Source organism: Streptococcus bouchesdurhonensis (genome assembly GCF_948472335.1).
Window position 1 is genome coordinate 1 of record NZ_CAOKTW010000011.1, and the last position, 19,756, is coordinate 19,756.

12 protein-coding genes and 7 pseudogenes are annotated in these 19,756 nt (G+C 40.0%); 8 read left to right on the forward strand and 11 right to left on the reverse strand.

What is annotated here, in order from left to right; all coding sequences use genetic code 11:
- From dltB to glpK, 6 genes and pseudogenes are all read right to left on the reverse strand, one after another.
- Positions 1 to 1,244: D-alanyl-lipoteichoic acid biosynthesis protein DltB (gene dltB, locus QMQ21_RS15670; RefSeq protein WP_023936761.1), on the reverse strand; the 1,244-nt coding region annotated here is incomplete at its 3' end.
- Positions 1,241 to 2,791, reverse strand: coding sequence for a D-alanine--poly(phosphoribitol) ligase subunit DltA (dltA, locus tag QMQ21_RS15675; protein WP_023936763.1), 1,551 nt, complete (start codon positions 2,789 to 2,791; stop codon positions 1,241 to 1,243). The genes dltB and dltA, both read right to left, overlap by 4 nt.
- 20 nt (positions 2,792 to 2,811) lie before the next feature.
- Positions 2,812 to 2,943: a teichoic acid D-Ala incorporation-associated protein DltX gene (locus QMQ21_RS15680; protein WP_000813667.1), complete on the reverse strand. Its 132-nt coding sequence runs from the start codon at positions 2,941 to 2,943 to the stop codon at positions 2,812 to 2,814.
- A gap of 331 nt (positions 2,944 to 3,274) precedes the next feature.
- Positions 3,275 to 3,979 (reverse strand): MIP/aquaporin family protein, encoded by a 705-nt coding sequence (locus QMQ21_RS15685; protein ID WP_031233680.1) that lies wholly within the window; start codon positions 3,977 to 3,979, stop codon positions 3,275 to 3,277.
- A 69-nt stretch (positions 3,980 to 4,048) separates the two neighbouring features.
- A pseudogene (gene glpO / locus QMQ21_RS15690) lies at positions 4,049 to 5,874 on the reverse strand (type 1 glycerol-3-phosphate oxidase).
- Positions 5,875 to 5,915: 41 nt separating this feature from the next.
- Positions 5,916 to 7,424, reverse strand: a complete 1,509-nt coding sequence (gene glpK, locus QMQ21_RS15695) for a glycerol kinase GlpK (protein ID WP_000076800.1) — start codon at positions 7,422 to 7,424, stop codon at positions 5,916 to 5,918.
- A gap of 317 nt (positions 7,425 to 7,741) precedes the next feature.
- Between glpK and QMQ21_RS15700 the strand changes: the two genes are divergently transcribed.
- The 4 genes and pseudogenes from QMQ21_RS15700 to QMQ21_RS15715 all read left to right on the forward strand — a co-directional run bounded on the left by QMQ21_RS15700 (position 7,742) and on the right by QMQ21_RS15715 (position 10,863).
- On the forward strand, positions 7,742 to 8,578 hold the full coding sequence (locus QMQ21_RS15700; protein WP_261814776.1) for an EcoRI family type II restriction endonuclease: 837 nt from the start codon (positions 7,742 to 7,744) through the stop codon (positions 8,576 to 8,578).
- A gap of 4 nt (positions 8,579 to 8,582) precedes the next feature.
- Entirely contained in the window at positions 8,583 to 9,569 is a 987-nt protein-coding gene (locus QMQ21_RS15705) for an adenine-specific methyltransferase EcoRI family protein (protein ID WP_023936772.1), read from the forward strand.
- A gap of 9 nt (positions 9,570 to 9,578) precedes the next feature.
- Positions 9,579 to 10,196: a hypothetical protein gene (locus QMQ21_RS15710; protein ID WP_261814777.1), complete on the forward strand. Its 618-nt coding sequence runs from the start codon at positions 9,579 to 9,581 to the stop codon at positions 10,194 to 10,196.
- A gap of 62 nt (positions 10,197 to 10,258) precedes the next feature.
- Positions 10,259 to 10,863: pseudogene (locus QMQ21_RS15715) on the forward strand (DUF6161 domain-containing protein).
- A gap of 133 nt (positions 10,864 to 10,996) precedes the next feature.
- Here the strand turns inward: QMQ21_RS15715 and QMQ21_RS15720 are convergent.
- Positions 10,997 to 12,424, reverse strand: a complete 1,428-nt coding sequence (locus tag QMQ21_RS15720) for an AcpB/EbpR/MafR family transcriptional regulator (RefSeq protein WP_023936776.1) — start codon at positions 12,422 to 12,424, stop codon at positions 10,997 to 10,999.
- Positions 12,425 to 12,588: 164 nt separating this feature from the next.
- On the opposite strand from QMQ21_RS15720, the pseudogene hslO reads away from it, so the two are divergent.
- Both hslO and dusB read left to right on the forward strand, forming a co-directional pair.
- Positions 12,589 to 13,462 (forward strand): annotated as a pseudogene (gene hslO, locus QMQ21_RS15725) (Hsp33 family molecular chaperone HslO).
- Entirely contained in the window at positions 13,449 to 14,429 is a 981-nt protein-coding gene (dusB, locus tag QMQ21_RS15730; RefSeq protein WP_000183307.1) for a tRNA dihydrouridine synthase DusB, read from the forward strand. Before hslO ends, dusB begins: the two are co-directional and overlap by 14 nt.
- Positions 14,430 to 14,499: 70 nt before the next feature.
- Here dusB and QMQ21_RS15735 read toward each other — a convergent pair.
- Positions 14,500 to 15,199: pseudogene (locus QMQ21_RS15735) on the reverse strand (hypothetical protein).
- Positions 15,200 to 15,486: 287 nt separating this feature from the next.
- Between QMQ21_RS15735 and QMQ21_RS15740 the strand changes: the two are divergent.
- Positions 15,487 to 15,716, forward strand: a pseudogene (locus QMQ21_RS15740) (hypothetical protein).
- Between the two features lie 73 nt (positions 15,717 to 15,789).
- Here QMQ21_RS15740 and QMQ21_RS15745 read toward each other — a convergent pair.
- The 3 genes and pseudogenes from QMQ21_RS15745 to QMQ21_RS15755 form a co-directional block, all read right to left on the reverse strand.
- Positions 15,790 to 16,560 carry an NUDIX domain-containing protein gene (locus QMQ21_RS15745; RefSeq protein WP_261814782.1) on the reverse strand — a complete coding sequence of 257 codons (771 nt, stop codon included), beginning with the start codon at positions 16,558 to 16,560 and terminating at the stop codon, positions 15,790 to 15,792.
- 1 nt (position 16,561) lies between these two features.
- Positions 16,562 to 17,341, reverse strand: a complete 780-nt coding sequence (gene pnuC / locus QMQ21_RS15750; RefSeq protein ID WP_000736870.1) for a nicotinamide riboside transporter PnuC — start codon at positions 17,339 to 17,341, stop codon at positions 16,562 to 16,564.
- Positions 17,325 to 18,411, reverse strand: a pseudogene (locus QMQ21_RS15755) (AAA family ATPase). Before QMQ21_RS15755 ends, pnuC begins: the two are co-directional and overlap by 17 nt.
- A gap of 382 nt (positions 18,412 to 18,793) precedes the next feature.
- On the opposite strand from QMQ21_RS15755, the pseudogene QMQ21_RS15760 reads away from it, so the two are divergent.
- Positions 18,794 to 19,730: pseudogene (locus tag QMQ21_RS15760) on the forward strand (IS30 family transposase); the annotation flags it as partial.
- Positions 19,731 to 19,756: the final 26 nt, after the last annotated feature.

Below are 19,756 nucleotides of genomic sequence, written 5' to 3' on the forward strand. Positions count from 1 at the left end.
TATTTTTTAAACCATAAATCATTCAAGAATCCAGAAAAGATTAAGAATGACAGCATGACGACATGGAAGGTGACAACCATGCCAAGCAACTGAATCCAGCGATTCTCAGGTAGAGCAGGCTTCCCTGCTTTTTTCCGCTCCTTATTGAGCGTTTTTTTCTTGCGAATCCAAGCGTCATTGATGACCAAGCCTAATCCATGAAAGAGTCCATAGGCGATGTAGTACCAAGTCACTCCATGCCAAAATCCCATGATTAGCATATTGACAACGTAGGCTACACTTGAGGTTACATTGCGATTTTTAAAGACCTTCTTTCTGGTCAATACCATGACCATTCGCATAAAGACAAAGTCACGGAACCAGAAAGACAGACTCATATGCCAGCGATTCCAAAACTCCTTCAAATCCCTTGATAAAAAGGGCTTGTTAAAGTTGATAGGGCTACGGATTCCCATTAAATTTGAGATGGCTAAGGCAAACATAGAATAACCTGCAAAGTCAAAGAAGAGCTCCAGACCAAAGGTATACATAACTGCCAAGGCATAGAGGTTAAAGAAGCCACCTGACTGCAGGGCTAGATTCTTCAGAGGAGGGAGTAAGGTCTCTCCTAAAACATGAGCTAGGATAAACTTATACAAAAAGCCCCACATGATATAGCGAACAGATTCATCCAGCATATCCATCAACTCATCTCGCTCAGGAATGGCCTGATAATTTTCATTAAATCGCTTAAAGCGATCGATTGGTCCACTTGAAAAAGTCGGCATGAAGAGAAGGAAACGAAGGAATTCCCAGAGGGTAAAATCCTTAATCACTCCATCTCTCAGCTCGATGATAATTCCAACCGAACGAAAGGTCAGGTAAGAAATTCCCAAAAATCCAAGCAAAGACTGCGTTCCATTGATAGCTGGCTGCACCTTGACAAGGATAATCGGAAGGAGGGACAGAAAACTAACTAAGTAGAAGACCCACTTGCCATCCTTGCTTTTTCGATAATGCTTGTAGAAAAGCAGGAGCACTATTTCCCAGCAAAGGTAAATACCCAAGGCAGCCAATTGATTTGTCTTTCCACCCACCAACATGGTGACGATGAAGAAGAGACTTACCAGCACTTCATACCAGGCAAAGCGTTTCTTGAAAAAGAGACCGATAAAGATGGGCAAGGTTGCAACAACCACATAGACAAAATACTGAGGATTGCCATATGGCTCTAAATGAGGAAGCTGTTGAAAGAACTCCATCATCTCTTATTCACCTCGTTAAGCAATCCTTTGATGTCAATCTTTCCATTTGGAGTCAGTGGCAAACTGTCTCGGTAAAGGAATTTAGACGGCATCATGTAGGACATCATAATATCTGTTAAATCTTCCTTGATAGCCTTGGTAATATCAATATCTCGCTCAAACTGCTCACGCACACCATCTTTTAAGATGACATAAGCCAATAGATTTTGCACCTTGTGGTCCTTATTATAGCGCGGTACTGCGACAGCAGACTCGATAAAGCGAGACTTGTTGAGGTTTTGAGAGACATCTTCTAACTCAATGCGGTAACCGTTGAACTTAATCTGGAAGTCCATGCGTCCGCCGTAGAGAAGCAAGCCTTCATCTGTCATGGTTCCCACATCACCTGTGTGATAGGCTGGCAGTCCTTCAAATTCAAAGAAGGCTTCCCCTGTTTTTTCAGGATTGTTCATATAACCTTTTGAAACAGCTGGTCCAGAAACAATGATTTCTCCCTGTTGACCATTTGGCAATTTATTGCCGTCCTCGTCAATGATAAAGGTTGGAGAATCAGCCTTGGTATAGCCGATTGGTAGGCGTTTGAGAGTCGCCAACATCTCGTCTGTCACAGCAACTGCTGATAAGGCTACTGTCGCTTCTGTTGGGCCGTAGGCATTGATAATACGGGCATTTGGGAATCGCTCACGCAGTTTTTGCGCTGTTTTGACCGTCAATTCTTCACCATCAAAGTAGAAATGCGTGATTCCTGGCATTTTCTCGCTGTTAAAGTCTTCAGACAACATGGCCATATCCGCAAAGGATGGTGTTGAAGTCCAGATAGCGATTGGCAATGAAAAGATGGTCGCAAAGAGTTGCTTAAAATCCTGAGTAATAGCTGAAGGAAGAGCGAAAAGCGTACCACCCAGTGCCAAGGTCGGTGCCCAGTACATGACAGATAGATCAAAAGAATAAGGTGGTTGAGCCAGCATTTGCGGACGACTCGGTGTCGCAAATTCCTTGTCCGTAATCATCCAGTTGGTAAAGCTGAGGAGATTATCATGTGAAATCTGCACTCCCTTTGGCTTACCAGTCGTACCAGAAGTAAAGATGATATAGTAATTATCATCGCCCTTGACTGGATGTGTGATTTCATAGTTATTCCCTTGAGCAAAGGCTTCTTGAACCTGAGCTAGAGTCATCATAGGTGTTGAAACCTGCTCCAATGGAAAGTCTGAAATGGCAATGATCAAGCTTGGCTCTGCTACTTCTAAAATAGCCGAAACTCGCTCTAAGGCCGAATGGCTATCAATTGGAATGTAGGCGTGACCTGACTTAGTCAGCGCTACAAAAGTTGCCAACATTTCATATTCTTGGCCACCAAAAACGACCACAGGAGACTTCTCAGGCAAGCCTAGTTGGTCAATGGCTGCAGCCAAACTATCCGAATCAGCCTTTAAATCTCCATAAGTGTGTTCCTGACCCAAAACATTGTAAACAGGATAGCTAGGCTGTGTCTGAGCAAAATGCTCAATGGTTTCAATCATATCTACTATTGGTTTATTTGACACAATAGGGATTCTCCTTCAAGTTAAAATTCATTATAGATAAAGCTTCCTTGACCCTGACCAAGATAGCTAAAGAAGTAAAGCAGCCCTAGAAAGATAAGAAAATACAAGGCTGTCCGACCAAGAAAGAGGTACAATTCTTTTCTCTGTTTCATCAAGAAAAACCATTCATTTCTGTAATTTTTGCTAAATAAGATAGACTCTTACTATAGTATTTTTCTACTATTGTACCACTTTATAGACTAGTTTTTCAATTGTTTACCGTATGTTTTCAATAGATTTCAGTTTATTTTAAGGATTATGCGGTTTTTCTATGTATATTTCAAAAAAAAAAGCCTGAGATTTCCATCTCAAGCTCTATCAAAATAATTGTTTTCTAATACTCAATGAAAATCAAAGAGCAAACTAGGAAGCTAGCCGCAAGCTGTACTTGAGTACGGTAAGGCGACGCTGACGTGGTTTGAAGAGATTTTCGAAGAGTATAAACTAGAAAAGTGAGAATACAAGCACTGCCAAGGCTGCTCCGATAACAGGGCCTACAACAGGAATCCAGGCGTAAGACCAGTCTCCATCTCCCTTATTTGGAATTGGCAAAAGGCTGTGCATGATACGAGGTCCAAGGTCACGTGCAGGGTTCAAGGCATAACCTGTTGTACCACCTAGTGATAGACCGATACCGACAATCAACGTTCCCACTGCAAAGGTTCCGATTCCTGCTTGAAGGTCATAAAGTCCCAAAGCAAAGATTGTCAATACCAATACAAAAGTTCCTAGGATTTCACTAATCAAGTTTGATACAGTATCCTTGATGGCTGGTCCAGTACTGAAGGTTGCCAGGATATTGCCTGCATTTTCTTCTGCCTCATAATGCGGCTTGAATTGCAACCAAACCAAAATCTGACCCAGCATAGCCCCTGCAAACTGAGCTAGGATGTATGGGAAAACGGAAGCCCAAGGCAGGCCACCTTTCAAGGCCACACCGATGGTCACAGCTGGGTTTAAATGAGCTGGACTAAGTTTTCCAGATACAAATACTGCAACCGCAACTGCAATTCCCCACCCCATAGTAATCACAATCCAACCTGAGCTGTTGCTCTTGGTTTTCGGAAGAACCACACCTGCAACAACACCATTTCCTAGAAGAATCAGGATTAAAGTCCCTAAAAATTCTCCAAATAATTCATTCATCATCTTTCTGTCTCCATTAAAAAGAAGGGGCGGGCGGCAAGGATTGCTACCCTCCACCTCTTTTATTTTTTCTTAATTTTTTAATTCTGCTAAATCATTATTAGCAAGAGCTGCTTTTACATCAGCACGGTAAGTTGCTTTTTCTTCTTCTGTCCAGTCATAGAATCGTCCCATTTCATCCAAAACTGGCTCAACGATGCTGTCCAAACTATCACGCATAAAGAGCATATGGTTGGTACGACGAAGAAGGAAGTCAATGGGCTAAGAGTCAACTCGTTGCGCATTGCATAGTGAAGGGACAAAGTATCTGCCAAACTGAGTCCTGGCGCTTGTTCCAAGCTGTGAGCAAGGGCAAAGACTTTCGGTGCATTTGAACCGTAAAGATTTGCTAGGTAATGGGCTTCCTTGCTATCCAAGCCACGTGAAACTCCAAGTTGCGCAAAGGCTTCGATTTCTGAGTCCACATTTGCTGGATTCAATTCTCCACCTGAAACAGGGTAAGTCTTCGAGTTGATGAGTTTAAAGCTACGGTCAAATTCTGCTTTGAGGATATCAACCACGCGCTCCATAGCTCCTTCAGCCATCTTACGGTAGTCTGTGATTTTACCACCAGCAAGAGTCAAGAGACCATTATCATCACGGTCCAAGCTAGACCCACGAGAAACTGCAGATGGATCCAAATGTTTCTCAGATGTGCTACTTTCGAGCTTGCTGACAGCAGACTCAACATCTTCACGTGTTTTTTCTTTGGAGAGATAAGATTCAACAGTCGCAATCAAGTTGTCAAAGCTTTCATCACTGATGGTACCGTTATTTCCACCATTATAGTCAGAGGCACTGTTCCCTGCAATCAATGGACGAAGACCTGCCCAGCTACTTTCAATGTCAGCAACTGTAATATTCGCTTCTGGGAAGCGGTTGTTGACAATACCAAGTAGGTAATCTACATCTTCTTGAGTTACTTTTGGATGCTCCAAATCACCTGTGTAGTCTGTATCAGTTGTACCAAAGTAAGTCTTGTTTTCACGTGGGAGAACAAAGACCATACGACCGTCACCCAAACCTGTGTCAAAGTAAACTGGCTGTGAAACCTTGATTTTGCTTGAATCCACTACCAAGTGAACTCCCTTAGTTGGGCGCATTTGTGAGAATTGCGTTCCCTTATTAGACAAATTACGTACTTTATCACTCCAAGGACCTGTTGTATTAATAACCAGACGGGCCTTGATTTCAAATACTTGGTCTGTCAAGAGATCACGAGCTACAACACCTGTAATCTTGCCACTTTCGTCAAAGAGGAAGCCTTCTGCCTTCACGTGGTTGGCAATGAGGGCACCGTCTTGGTTGGCACGTTTGATGTTTTCAATCACGAGACGCGCATCGTTGTTACGGAAGTCAAGATACACTCCACCTCCTACCAAGCCTTCTTTCTTCAAGTTTGACTGGCGTTCCAAGACTTGATTCTTACTCAAAACCTTGTTAGCAGCTGGTGTATTGTTGACACCTGCCAAGAGGTCGTACAAGTCCATGGCTACTTTAAGACGGAAGAGGCTAAAGGTCGCTCCATCTTCATCGTAAACTGGTAAGAGCATTGGGTCTGGTTTTGGAATGTGTGGAGCAATTTGTTGTACTACTGCACGTTCTGAAACCGTATCTGATACTACTTCTACGTCGAATTGTTTGAGGTAGCGAAGACCGCCGTGAACCAATTTTGTTGAACGGCTGGATGTTCCTTCTGCGAAGTCCTGCATTTCAATCAAGCCGGTCTCAAGACCGCTAGCTGCCGCCTGCAAGGCTACACCAGCCCCTGTGATTCCTCCACCGATAATCAAGAGATCCAGGGTGCGTTCCTGCATTTTTTTAATTGACCATTCACGTGTTTTCTTTGAAAATTCCATATTTACACACCTTCTAAATAAATCGCTTTATTCTGCCAGTATTAGTCGTCTACTTCCGCAAAGACTTGCGTTGCTTTCACAGCCTTCTTCCAGCCCTTGTAGAGTTGTTCCTTGCGCGATTCGTTCATCGATGGTTCAAAGAGTTCTCCTGTCTCGTTCAAAAGTTTCAACTCATCCAAGTTTTTCCAGTAACCTACTGACAAACCTGCTAGGAAGGCTGCTCCTAGAGCTGTTGTTTCCAAGTTTTTAGCGCGTGCAATGTCAATGCCTAAAATATCAGCTTGGAACTGCATGAGGAAGTTATTCATGGCTGCACCTCCATCCACTTTCAATACTTGAATAGCTGTTTGAGCATCCACCTGCATTGTGTCAATAATATCACGTACTTGATAAGCAATTGATTGAAGAGTTGCCTTGATAAAGTCTTCTTTGCTTGTTCCACGAGTCAAACCAAAGACAGAACCGCGAGCATTTTGGTTCCAGTATGGTGCTCCTAGTCCTGTAAAGGCTGGAACGACATAAACTTCATCATCATTGTGAGAATCACGAGCATATTTTTCAGATTCTGGTGAATTTTCAACCATGCGAAGACCATCACGAAGCCACTGAATAGCACTTCCTGCGATGAAGATAGAACCTTCCAAGGCATAATAAACCTTACCGTTGATTCCGTAACCAATGGTTGTCAAGAGGTTGTTTTCAGACAACTGCATTTCTTCACCAGTATTCATGATGATGAAAGATCCTGTTCCATAAGTATTCTTGACCATACCAGGTTCAAAGGCCAACTGTCCAAAGAGGGCTGCTTGTTGGTCCCCAGCCATACCAGAAATTGGCACTTGTCCACCGTAGAAATGGAATGGCGCTGTCTTACCGTAGATTTCAGAGTTAGAACGAACTTCTGGCAGCATAGCCTTCGGAATGTTGAGAATTTCCAAAATCTCATCATCCCATTTGAGTTCTTTAATGTTATAAAGCATGGTACGAGCTGCATTTGAGTAGTCAGTCACGTGAGTCGCACCGTCAGTCAATTTCCAAACCAACCAAGTATCGATAGTACCAAAGAGCAATTCCCCTTTTTCTGCTCGCTCTTGAGCGCCCTCTACATGATCCAAAATCCAACGAACCTTGGTAGCAGAGAAATAAGCATCAATAATCAAACCAGTCTTTTCATGGAATTTTTCCACATAACCTTGGCTTTTCAGCTGTTCAGCCAGAGGAGCTGTCTGACGTGATTGCCAAACGATAGCATTGTAGATAGGAAGTCCTGTTTTCTTATCCCAAACGACCGTTGTTTCACGTTGGTTGGTAATCCCGATTGCCTCAATCTGACTTGGTTTCACACCACTTTCGATGAAAGCTCCAGCAATAACAGACTGGACGGAATTCCAAATTTCATTGGCATTGTGCTCTACCCAACCTGCCTGAGGGAAAATCTGGGTAAACTCTTTTTGACTCGAGCTAACCTTTTCCCCTTTTTTGTTGAAAATGATGGCACGAGAACTTGTAGTTCCCTGGTCAATGGCCATGATGTATTTTTCTTGTGACATGTGCTGTCCTCCTGATAAAGATCTTGAGGTGTTCCCTCTTTACACTTACTAGTATACAAAATAAAGCGCTTTCCTGTTCATCAACTTTTTTTAATTTTTTAAAAAATGTGAGGAGATTGTGTGAATTTCACAAAAAAGGCCTCAAAAGTTAGATTTAATAACCTATTTTAATGAAGAAGTAGCTAATAAGAGTATTTTTGCTAAGATTTACGATATGAAAAGTTTACATAATGCAATTATTTAATACCCATTCATAGTGTGATATAATATTGTTAATAACTAAAAACACCTCAAAATATAAAAAAGGGGAGAATTTTATGGCTAAAAAGAATCAATCTAATCGTCTAACTAACCAACATAAAGATTCAAGAGGAGTAGTAGGTATATTCGGAGAAGATGCAAAATCTCATGATATTGCCGTAGGCACTATCTCTCATCTAGTAAAATCGAAACTAGAGGAATTATATCCGATGTTAGAGTTTAGATTTAGAAAATCAGTTAGTAAAAAGGAGATTAATCATTATCTTAGTAAGCTGGATAAAGATTTAGGAAAAACTTTATTTACACAGAATGCAAGTATTATTCCTGACGGCGGTATCATTGAGGTAAAAGATGATTCAGGCAGTTGGCGTGTAGTTCTAGTAACAGAAGCTAAACATCAAGGAAAAGATATTGAAAATATTAAATCAGGTAAACTAGTAGGAAAAAACAACGACCAAGATTTAATGGCTGGAAATGCTATTGAACGCTCACATAAAAATATTGCTGAAATAGCAAATTTTATGCTATCCGAGGAACACTTCCCTTATATTATTTTTCTAGAAGGTTCTAATTTTTTAACGCAAACTATCTCTGTAATACGGCCAGACGGACGGTCTGTTATACTTGAACATGACTCAGGAATACTAAACCGCTTAGACAGACTAACTGCTGCCAATTACGGCATGCCAATCAATACTAATTTGTGCAAAAATAAATTTATAAAAAATAAAGACAAATCAATAATGCTTCAAGCAACCTCTATCTATACAACTGGTGATGGAAGTCACTGGAATCCTCAGGAAATGTTTAATATAATGTTAGATGTTGCTAAGACGTCTCTTAAAGTTTTGGGAAGCGATATTTTTAACCAATTAACAAGGAGTATGGAATAAGATAATGAGAAAAAACGAAAATGATTTTTTAAGAAAGGCAAAAAAAAATAAAAATGATGAGTTCTATACTCAACTACAAGATATAGATAGGGAGTTACATCATTACAAGGTACATTTCAAAAACAAAATTATATTTTGCAATTGTGATGACCCCAGAACTAGCAATTTTTATAGATATTTTGCTCAAAATTTTAATGAACTTGGTTTGAAAAAGCTGATTGCATCCTGTTATATCGAACAACAATTTGATTTATTTAGCTTAAATTCAGAAATTTCAAATGGCTTTTACTATGAATACACTGGGAAAAAAGAAGAGGTCATTATTCCCAGTCTAAATGACGTAACATTTTTTAAAGGTGACGGTGATTTCCGCAGTGAGGAAAGTATGAAACTATTAAAAGAAGCAGATATAGTGGTAACAAATCCACCATTTTCACTTTTCAGAGACTTCCTTGCACAAGTTGTTCAATATGATAAACAATTTTTAATCATTGGCAATATTAATGCTATTACTTACAAAGAAACTTTTAAACTCATAGAAAACAATAAAGTTTGGATGGGGATAAATATGGGACGTGGTATTTCTGGATTTATCGTTCCAGACCACTATGAACTCTATGGGACAGAAACCACTATAAATGAACGTGGTGAAAGAATTGTTTCCCCTAATAACTGTTTATGGCTAACAAATTTAGATAATTTCAAAAGGCACGAGGACATTATTCTTACCAAAAAGTATAAAAATAATGAAGACCAATATTTAACCTACGATAATTACAACGGTATCAATATCAATAAAACAGTAGATATTCCTTATGATTATCGAGGAGTTATGGGAGTTCCAATAACTTTTCTTCATAAGTTTAATCCAAATCAATTTGAAATTGTTGGATTCCGAAAAGGAGATGACGGAAAAGATTTATCAATAAATGGTAAGAGCACTTATTTTAGGATATTAATTAAAAATAAGAAGTTTCAAACGACTAAATAGGCTGGTAGTATGATGAGTTTTACGAGCAAACAAATATCTAATTTTTTGGATGATAAAATTTTATTTCGATTTACAATTAACAGTAACAATACTATAAACTTCAACGAACGTGAAGCGATGTTTACTTTTGATCAAATTGAAAAAGTAATAAAAACTAATTTTGACTATTGGAAGATTGTTTCAGAAAAAGCACCATCTAATTATTATTCAAATTGGCAAATCATGAATAATAAGATAAATGGCATAAGGAAATTTCTTTCTGAGATTGACGACTTAAATACGGATACTATAAATAACTATCTTTATTATAACTTGTCAAGTAGTCGTGAAACTACTGAGCAAGGGAAGCTTGTTTACATACTATCAATTGATTCACCTATTGATAAAGATTTAGAAATTCGAAAAATAAAGAGTTTTGTTTCATTCTATATAGAGCAAACAACAGACAATCTTACAGAAGCGATAAGAAGTTACATCTATCTCTCTAAGAATATAAGTTCTATAGGCAATTATTTTTCAAGCTCTTATCCATACCAATTCTATCAAGCTCTGTATTTACTTAGAAAACAGTTCTCTAATATTAGGGAAAATATATTCGACTTTGAAAAAATATTATATATCCATTAACCAGTAAGTTACAAGAAATTTCTGATAATTCTAATGAACAATATAAAGAAATTACCTCTTTTATCGAAAACAGATACAATGATATTCAACAACAATTTGATGATAAGGCCATAGAATTAAAAGAGTTTCAAAGCTCAATAAATCGTTGGCAAAAGGAAAAGAAAGATAAACTTGAACATTTAGAGGAGACTTATAAGAATAAACTATCATTGGAGGCACCCGAACAACTCTGGAATAAACGTGCTACAGAATATATAAAGCAGGCTAGAAATTGGACTATCATCCTTATTGTAACTGTACTAGCTTTAATTTTTACTTCGACAAAATTAATTACAGTTATACATAATTATTCTTTAGATATCATCAAAGAAATTCCTTTTCTTTCAGAATCATTCGTATTTATTTCTGTTATTTCTTTATCTATATAATTAGAATACTGGTAAAAATCGTAATGTCAAATCATCATTTAGCCACCGAATACAAACAGAAAGCAGCTTTAACTAGATTTTATCAATCTTTGACTTATGCTGGTACAAATATTGATAAAGAGGAAAGACTAATCATTATTAATTCATTATTTAGTAGAATTGATACAGGTCTTATTAAAGTAGATAACACAAATGATAACGAGGTAATTCTAGCAATTTTGTCTAAGAATATAAAATAAAAGGCTGAGCAAAAAGAATTTAAAGTCAAACAAACGCATATTGTCAAGTGTTGAAAAGACTCGATAATATGCGTTTTATTGCAGAAAATTTTACTTCTTTTTCTCCTAAAATTGAGTTTTTTTGCCATCTTCTTTAACTAAACAATAACTGACGAATCCCTGCCAAATCTTCCAAATCCAAGTCGTTTTTTAAATAATAAACTGGGGTCTGTTCCTTCTTATGAATCGGATTATTGGTAACCAGCAAATCATAATGCCGAGTTCGGTCATAGGCTTCAATGGTAATAAAACGGTTGTATTCCAAATACCGTTTCAAAATGGCTGCCATCCTTGAAAAGACAAGAAAACCAGATGTCAAATCCAAACCAATTCGCATATGCTGGCCACCATTTTCAGCCATATATTCTATCAACTGGAGCCATTCCCAGAGAATTTTCTTATCCAAATCCGTCCCCTGTTGAAAAGCAGGCAGAGCATGAAAAATCTCCTCTGCTGTCTCTTTAAAATCATGTTCCATCAGTAAATATGGATGACGATTCTCTAACTGGTACTTATAGCGATCCTGTAAAATATAGCCCTTGTATAGATAGACTTGAGCACAAAGCTGACTGAGTTCATAGGTAACATGATCCTCTGTATAACCGCCCAGCAACTCCTCCTTCTTCATTTCTTGAATCAATTGCGTCAGTAAACCTGCCAACTGTCCTCCAAAACCAAGGATATACTCCATAGTATGAAGAGGAAGAATGCGATGGGATAGGAGGAAAGAGAAGAATATCATCATCTCCCCATCCTCAGTTCCGAGAGGGAGGTGTTGCCCAGCAAAAAAGGACGGAGCCTTTCGATGCAAACGAAGGTAGAAAATATTGTCAAAATACCCTCGCATTTTCTCTTCTATCACTTGAAACTGACAAGCATTGACCCGAAGACGTTGTTGACTGATATGAGCCCAGAGAACCAAGTCCAATTTCTGACCCGAAGACAAACTTGCACCGCAGATTTCTTCTAGTGTAGCAATTTCCTGCTTTCTCGCTGGTTTCTGCATGTGACCTTCCCACTCCTGACTAGACCAGACCTTGCGGAAAAGACAGAAATAGAAATAGCGAATCTGATGCTCTGGACCTCGCCAACGTCCATTTTGGATGGATAAATCAAATTCTGACAAAATCTGATTTAAACCAGCCAAGTGACGCCCAAGCGTAGCCTCGCTAATCATCAATTCTTGAGCCAGCTGATGGGCTAAAAATTGTTGGTGGTAGAGAAGATAGACCACAATCTGGTATTTAACAGCATTCTCCAAAAACAAGCTCCGAATATCTCTCCCCTTGGTAGCTGCACCGATCGATAGACGCAGATTTTCATCTTCTAAGGAGATATTCAGATCTAAACCACTATCCAAAGCCTTGTCATTGAGCAGGGTGACATATTTGGTTAGGGTTGCTTTTGAAAATCCTGTTTCCTCCATTACAGCCTTGACGGTCGTCTGAGACTCTTGTAATAGAAAGGAAAGGATTGAAAATTGGCCAGATTCAGCCTTTTCCATCAAGTCTCCTAAATACATTTGTTACCCCTTTCATTTTCTACCTTAAGCATAGCATAAATCTTACAAATGCTGAAATAATCTGTTTCTCTTTTTATTTTCATGCTGATTTCCTGGTCCATTATCCTAAAAATCAGCAAACACACGGCTCCCCCTTTGGGCATTTTTATGCTAAAATAGTAGCTATGGATAAAATTATTAAAACTATATCAGAAAGCGGAGCCTTTCGTGCTTTTGTCCTTGATAGCACAGAAACCGTCCGCACTGCTCAAGAAAAACACCAAACCCAAGCCAGCTCAACTGTAGCGCTTGGTCGAACTCTTATCGCCAGCCAGATTCTCGCAGCCAATGAAAAAGGAAATACCAAACTAACAGTGAAGGTACTGGGAACTAGCTCTCTAGGAGCCATTATCACCGTTGCTGATACCAAGGGGAACGTCAAAGGCTACGTTCAAAATCCTGGTGTTGACATCAAAAAGACTGCAACTGGTGAAGTCCTAGTTGGACCTTTTGTTGGAAATGGTCAATTTCTCGTTATCACAGACTACGGCATTGGAAATCCTTATACTTCCTTGACCCCACTCATCTCTGGAGAGATTGGGGAAGACCTTGCTTTCTACCTAACAGAAAGCCAACAAACACCTTCAGCGGTCGGCCTCAATGTCCTTTTGGACGAAGAAGACAAGGTCAAGGTTGCAGGTGGTTTCCTAGTCCAAGTCTTGCTTAGGAGCCAAGGAAGAAGAGATTGCTCGCTTTGAAAAACGCATCCAAGAAATGCCAGCTATCTCAACGCTTCTGGAAAGTGAAGACCATATTGAAGCCCTCCTCAAGGCTATCTACGGTGACGAGGCTTATAAGCGTCTTTCTGAAGAAGAAATCCGTTTCCAATGTGACTGTAGCCATGAACGCTTTATGAACGCTCTTGCCAGCCTTCCAAGCTCAGACTTACAGGAAATGAAAGAGGAAGACCACGGGGCAGAAATCACTTGTCAATTCTGCCAAACAACTTATAACTTTGATGAAAACGACCTGGAGGAACTCATTCGTGACAAATCTTAATACACCTTTTATGATTGGCAATGTTGAGATTCCCAATCGTACTGTTTTAGCACCTATGGCTGGCGTGACCAACTCAGCCTTTCGTACCATCGCAAAAGAGCTCGGAGCTGGACTCGTTGTAATGGAAATGGTCTCTGACAAGGGAATCCAATACAACAACGAAAAAACCCTGCACATGCTTCATATCGATGAGGGCGAAAACCCTGTCTCTATCCAACTTTTTGGTAGCGATGAAGACAGCCTAGCACGCGCAGCAGAATTTATCCAAGAAAACACCAAGACCGATATCGTCGATATCAACATGGGCTGCCCTGTCAACAAAATCGTGAAGAACGAAGCTGGAGCTATGTGGCTCAAGGATCCTGACAAGATCTACTCTATCATCAACAAGGTCCAGTCTGTCCTTGATATCCCACTTACTGTCAAAATGCGTACCGGCTGGGCGGACCCATCTCTTGCAGTAGAAAATGCCCTCGCTGCTGAGGCTGCAGGTGTTTCTGCCCTCGCCATGCATGGCCGTACCCGTGAGCAAATGTATACAGGTCACGCAGACCTTGAGACCCTGCACAAGGTTGCCCAAGCTCTGACCAAGATTCCCTTCATCGCCAACGGTGACATCCGTACAGTTCAAGAAGCCAAACAACGCATTGAAGAAGTCGGTGCTGATGCAGTCATGATTGGCCGCGCTGCCATAGGAAATCCCTACCTCTTCAACCAAATCAACCATTACTTTGAAACAGGAGAAATCCTACCTGATTTGACCTTTGAAGATAAGATGAAAATCGCCTACGAACACTTGAAACGATTGATTAACCTCAAAGGAGAAAACGTCGCAGTTCGTGAATTCCGTGGCCTCGCTCCTCACTATCTCCGTGGAACATCTGGCGCTGCCAAACTCCGTGGAGCCATTTCGCAAGCTAGCACCCTAGCAGAGATTGAAGCCCTCTTGCAATTGGATAAGGCTTAATAGACCAAAACCCGTAACTCTCTTAAAGGTTACGGGTTTTTGACTGTAAAAATTCAAATACTAAGGGTTATTATTGACTCAAAGCAACACTGGAAACCTTGCCATCCGCTCCTGTTGTAATTTGGATGATTTTTTCCTCCACCAATTTTGGCATTATACTTGCCATCATCAAGAGTATAAGAGTAGCCTCTGATAGAGTAGTTTTCTTTCTTTCCATCAGCAGATTCTACTGTGAATTGACCTCCTGATGAAACTGTGATGGTTTCGCCATTTGCTCCCTTCCAATTGCCCGCTGCAGCTGAGAAATCACCATCTACCATGGTTAAAACACCCTTGTAGCGTTTATTTTGCTCTGCTTGTTTGTCTTGAAGTTTGCGGTCAGTTGTAGGATCATAGCTTGATTGGTTAGACTGGGATTGAGGAGCCTGTTGAGTTGAAGGAGCCTGAGCAGGAGTTTGTTGACTAGCTGCCTGTTGATTAGACACTTCTTGACCTTGTCTTTGCTCTGGTGCAGGTGCCACTTGTGATGGCCTTGCAGTTGCTGAAGATTGATCAGTAGATGCCTTGGCCTTTTCAGATGAAGCTGAAGTTGAGGACTTCTGAGTCTTGCTTTCTTTGCTAGAAGAGGCTGCTTTAGAGCTTGATGACTGGCTTATCTTAGCAGAACTGCTTGCTTGAGTTGTTTCCTTTTTATTTCCACAAGCTCCCAGTAGCAAGGTAGAAGCCAATACAGTTGCTACCATCAATTTGATATAGGTTTTCTTTTTCATTTTTCTACTCCTTTGTAATATTTTAGAAATATAAAGAAATCTTTTTGTAATGGAATTGTAACATTTAGATTTAAATATGTCAATAATTTATTTAAACTATTTTAAAAATCTCACATAATTTAAACACCTTTACTCCTCCTACTCTTCTATTCGTAATCTAATAGAAAAAACAGAGAAAAATTCCTATTTTGTTTAAAATTTTTTAAATCGCTCTTATTTAATCGCTTACATATTTAGCTGCAAAGGAATATAATAACAGTGAAATAGAATATAGGAAGTGCACTCTTATACTAAATAAGTATTTCAAGTATCTTCCTTGGTTGATTTTGGGAGCAATTGGTTCCTATAAATCCGCAACTCACTATGGCAAAACTTCGTTTGATATCTTCTATCTGACCACAGTCTTTATGATTTTCTATATAGCTTTGTTATTCCTACACGAAAAATATCTCAAGTATCGATACAAAGACTTTTTACTCACATGTTGAGCAATTCTAAGAAAGATAACTATCCCTAAAAACAGTCGCAACAGCAAAGCAAACTAATAAAGGCAAACAAAGAGGTCAGGAACTTTATCCCGACCTCGTTTTTTATTTCAATCGATAGGTTTTTCTTGGTTTCTTTTTAGGCACTCGTTTGAGTCCAACTTCTTCTACATATTCTCCGTATTTTACGAGAAAGTTATTGCTGACGATTGGACGAATGGGGTTGATGAGATTGACCAGTTCAGTCCCTTCGTAGACAGTGAACTCCTCCTCCAGCAGATAAAGGAAGGTCGGATTCCAGTCGAGACGGCCTTGGATTCGTTTGATAGACTCTTGAATAATGGCATAATGGTCAAAAGCGAAGGCTTGTTCCTCCAACTCCACTCCCTCTAGGTAGCATTTGCCTGTCTGAAAATCGACATCTACAAAAACAACATCCTTGGCATCGTCTCCTGCTTGAACAAGTTCTAATACACGACTAGGCAAATAAACCAAGTGGGCAATGGTCACTGTCCAGCCCCGTGGGTCACGGCTTGGGGTCGATACGGTCATCAATTGCTCGATTTTTTCCAAAGGAAGATCGAGATTGACTTCTTCTCTCACCTCACGCTGACAGGCATGCGCAGCATCTTCGCCCTTGTCCATAAATCCTCCAACCAGAGCCAAACAATTTTGATAAGGGTGAGCCTTGCGGCGAATTAATAAGAGCTTGATTTTTCCTTCAACAAAGCAGTAGGCTACCATATCCACCGTCACACTTGGTTTTTCGTATTGAGGGAGTTCCTGCTTGTAGTACCAATCTAAAAACTCCTCCTGACTTGCATGAATTTCAAAATATTCTTTTTCCATCCCTGCTGGAATCATCGTGTCCGTCATTTTATGCCTCCTTACGAACTGCCTTGGTCCATTGGTACCAACCTACTAGACTATTGAGAGTGTAAACCCAGTACATCCCTTGGATGTGGATATTTTCACCCCACCAGAGATAAATACTAAAGAGATTGGTTGCAATCCAGAAAATCCATTGCTCACGATAGAGACGGGTCATCAAGAGCTGACCGACACCATTGGTCGCATCGGTAACACTATCACGGAAAGGGCGAGCACTATGGATACTTTGATAAGCCAAGCCCATACCAATCCAAATGATAGCAGTCAAGGCCAAGTACTTGAGCCAATCAAAAATAGATAATTTCTTAGCTTCAAAGTGAGATTCTTCTGCTTTTCCTTGGTCATTAATACGGTTGGACAGCCAAGCATAGAGGCCAATCGGCTGCATGACAAAGAAGTAAACGGTCGTCAAGACTTCGCCATAAAAAGTCGCATCCATGGCCAAAATCAAATAGATAGCAGAGTTAATAGCCCCAAAGAGATAATTGCTTGCACGACCTTCTGCTACCAAGATAACACAGACAATCCCAGTCCAAGATGCAAACAAGCTTAACCAATCATGACTATCTATATTTTGAGTGAATTCCAAGATAAAGGGAACACTTGACAAGGCGATGAGATACAACCACTGGAAGAGGCTACGACCGACAAAGAGATCTTTCCAGAGCAAGTGCATGATTCCTGCAAAACCGATTTTGCGAGCTTCTGCATGAACATTTTTAAAGTTTTCGATAAATTGTGTGATTTTTTCAGTTAGTTTTTTCATATGTTTCTCCTATATCTGCTTGGTAAATGGCATCAATATCCACTTTTGCTGCTTCATAATTTCCTAGATAATCCTCAGCTAGATAAACTAGTGGAATGTTTGCTAAATATCGCTCTCTCGTCTGGTCCAAATGCTGGGAAAAACTATGACGAATATGGTCTTCTGCCATAGTCATATCTCTAAATCCGTCATTGACATAGGAGCCAATAGGTTGCACAAAGAAAATCAAGTCCCATTTTTCCTTAGCCAAGATCGAGGCAAAGAGATTATCAAAAGTCTCTCCCGATAAGTCCCCTTGATCCTCTGACTCCATGTAATAATCATAGTAGCCCTTGGTTACTAAGGAGTTGGTGTCTGCTATCACCAGTCCCCTATTGGCATTACTGTCAATTAACTTAGAGGTCTGGTCATACTGCCACAACAGGAGATAATAGTAATCCTTTGGAGTCAATTCATCGTCGCGGACATTGTTTTTGATCTGGTACTCACGTGCATATTCCAAGCTGACTGGTGCATCGTAATACCTAGCCAAATCCTTGGCCAGAGTGGTCTTCCCATTGCTAGCACTTCCCATAATCAACACTTTCTTTGTAAACTGACGTCGGAAGGGTTGAGCAATATATTTCCAATATTTGCTTGGGTTTTCTCGAATCATAGTCTCTGAGATACCAAACTTTCTTTCTTGCAAGACAGTCTCAAAGCCACGATTTGATAATTCTTGCTGATAGTCTGCTTCTCCCACAAAGAAGATCAGTTCTTGTTGGGTTTCATCATAAGAAATCTCCGCTAACATTTTGTCCAACCACTCCTGCCAACCCATAGGGTAACGGGGAAGATTGGTCTCATCTAACTTACAAACCGAGGTCAACGTCATCATCACCAAAGGCCTCTCGGATATATCGAAATCTTTTTTGAAGCGTTAAACCTACCTGCTCCCCTCTATCTCCCTCATAGCCTGAAACGACAACCCAGACCTGGTCACACTGCCGCTTGGCTCGCTGGATCAGATCGATATGACCCTGATGAAGCGGAGCAAATGTCCCAAATATCACTGCTGTTTTCTTTTTCATAAACGCATTGCCTTTTTATAGTTTTTGATATTTTTATTATCTATGTTTTTATTATAAACTATATTTTTGTTTTGTCAATAGTTTTTATCATTTTTATAAAAACATTGCGAAAAAGAGAACCAAGTGAAAGTTCTATAATGAAGTTAGCCACCCAGCCCTCCTAAAAATTAGATGGTTCAACTAGCTGATAGCTAGCACTCGATTTCATTTGATAAGAGGCTTGATGCTGTTAGGCTGACAAGCCAAGGCTAAGATTAGCCTTGGTTTAGCTGACAAAACTGCTTCAAGGGTTCCTCTTGTCAAATGAAAGCTCTTCTAGGCATAAGAAAACACCTCTGTGTTATACTTGTTGTTCAATCACAAACACAAGAAAGGCACAGAGATGAAAAACCATTATACTACAAAAGCCAAACGTTTGACAATCGATAGCCGTCGTTTAATCGAACGATGGAAAAAGGAAGGGAAATCAAATAGAGAAATCGCCTCTTTACTTGGAAAAGCTCCTCAAACTATCCATACTGAAATCAAGCGTGGGACAGTCCGACAATGTCTTGGAAAAGGACGCTTTAAAGAGGTTTATTATGCCGACTATGCTCAACAGTCTTATGAAAATAATCGCAAGCGCTCGGTCAAGAAATCAAGATTGAACAAGGAGCTGAAGGAAAAGATTCTCCACTATCATAACCAAAAATTTTCGCCTGAAATGATGGTGATGGCTAAAGGGGTTAACGTGGGAATTTCAACCATTTACTATTGGATTCATCATGTAAAATTGGGGTTAAGCAAGCAGGATCTGCTTTACCCTAGAAAAGGAAAAGCGCTTAAGAAACAAGCTAGCACCAATTTTAAATCCGCTGGTCAATCTATCGAACAGCGTCCTGAAGCTATCAATCTGCGATTGGAGAATGGGCATTATGAGATTGATACGGTTCTGCTTACAAGAGTGAAAAATTATTGTTTACTGGTCTTAACTGATCGAAGGACTAGGCATCAAATTATCCGATTGATTCCAAATAAAAGTGCTGAGGCGGTCAATCAGGCTTTAAAACTCATCTTAAAACAAGACAAGATTCTGTCCATCACGGCAGATAATGGTACAGAATTTAACCGCTTGTCTGATGTATTTTCTGAGGAACATATCTATTATGCGCACCCCTATGCCTCTTGGGAAAAGGGGAACTGATGAGAATCACAACAGGCTCATTCGGAGATGGTTACCTAAGGGAACTAAGAAAACGACTCCCAAAGAAGTCGCATTCATCGAAAATTGGATTAATAACTATCCTAAAAAATGCTTGAACTACAAATCACCCAGAGAAGACTTCTTCATGGCTAACTTGAACTT

Bases quoted from the DNA above. Each gene is read 5' to 3' on its own strand.
- glpK (WP_000076800.1), bottom strand. From the start codon at position 7,424: ATGTCACAAGAAAAATACATCATGGCCATTGACCAGGGAACTACAAGT.
- QMQ21_RS15685 (WP_031233680.1), bottom strand. From the start codon at position 3,979: ATGATGAATGAATTATTTGGAGAATTTTTAGGGACTTTAATCCTGATT.
- QMQ21_RS15705 (WP_023936772.1), top strand. From the start codon at position 8,583: ATGAGAAAAAACGAAAATGATTTTTTAAGAAAGGCAAAAAAAAATAAA.
- pnuC (WP_000736870.1), bottom strand. From the start codon at position 17,341: ATGAAAAAACTAACTGAAAAAATCACACAATTTATCGAAAACTTTAAA.
- QMQ21_RS15745 (WP_261814782.1), bottom strand. From the start codon at position 16,560: ATGACGGACACGATGATTCCAGCAGGGATGGAAAAAGAATATTTTGAA.
- QMQ21_RS15700 (WP_261814776.1), top strand. From the start codon at position 7,742: ATGGCTAAAAAGAATCAATCTAATCGTCTAACTAACCAACATAAAGAT.
- QMQ21_RS15710 (WP_261814777.1), top strand. From the start codon at position 9,579: ATGATGAGTTTTACGAGCAAACAAATATCTAATTTTTTGGATGATAAA.
- QMQ21_RS15680 (WP_000813667.1), bottom strand. From the start codon at position 2,943: ATGAAACAGAGAAAAGAATTGTACCTCTTTCTTGGTCGGACAGCCTTG.
- QMQ21_RS15720 (WP_023936776.1), bottom strand. From the start codon at position 12,424: ATGTATTTAGGAGACTTGATGGAAAAGGCTGAATCTGGCCAATTTTCA.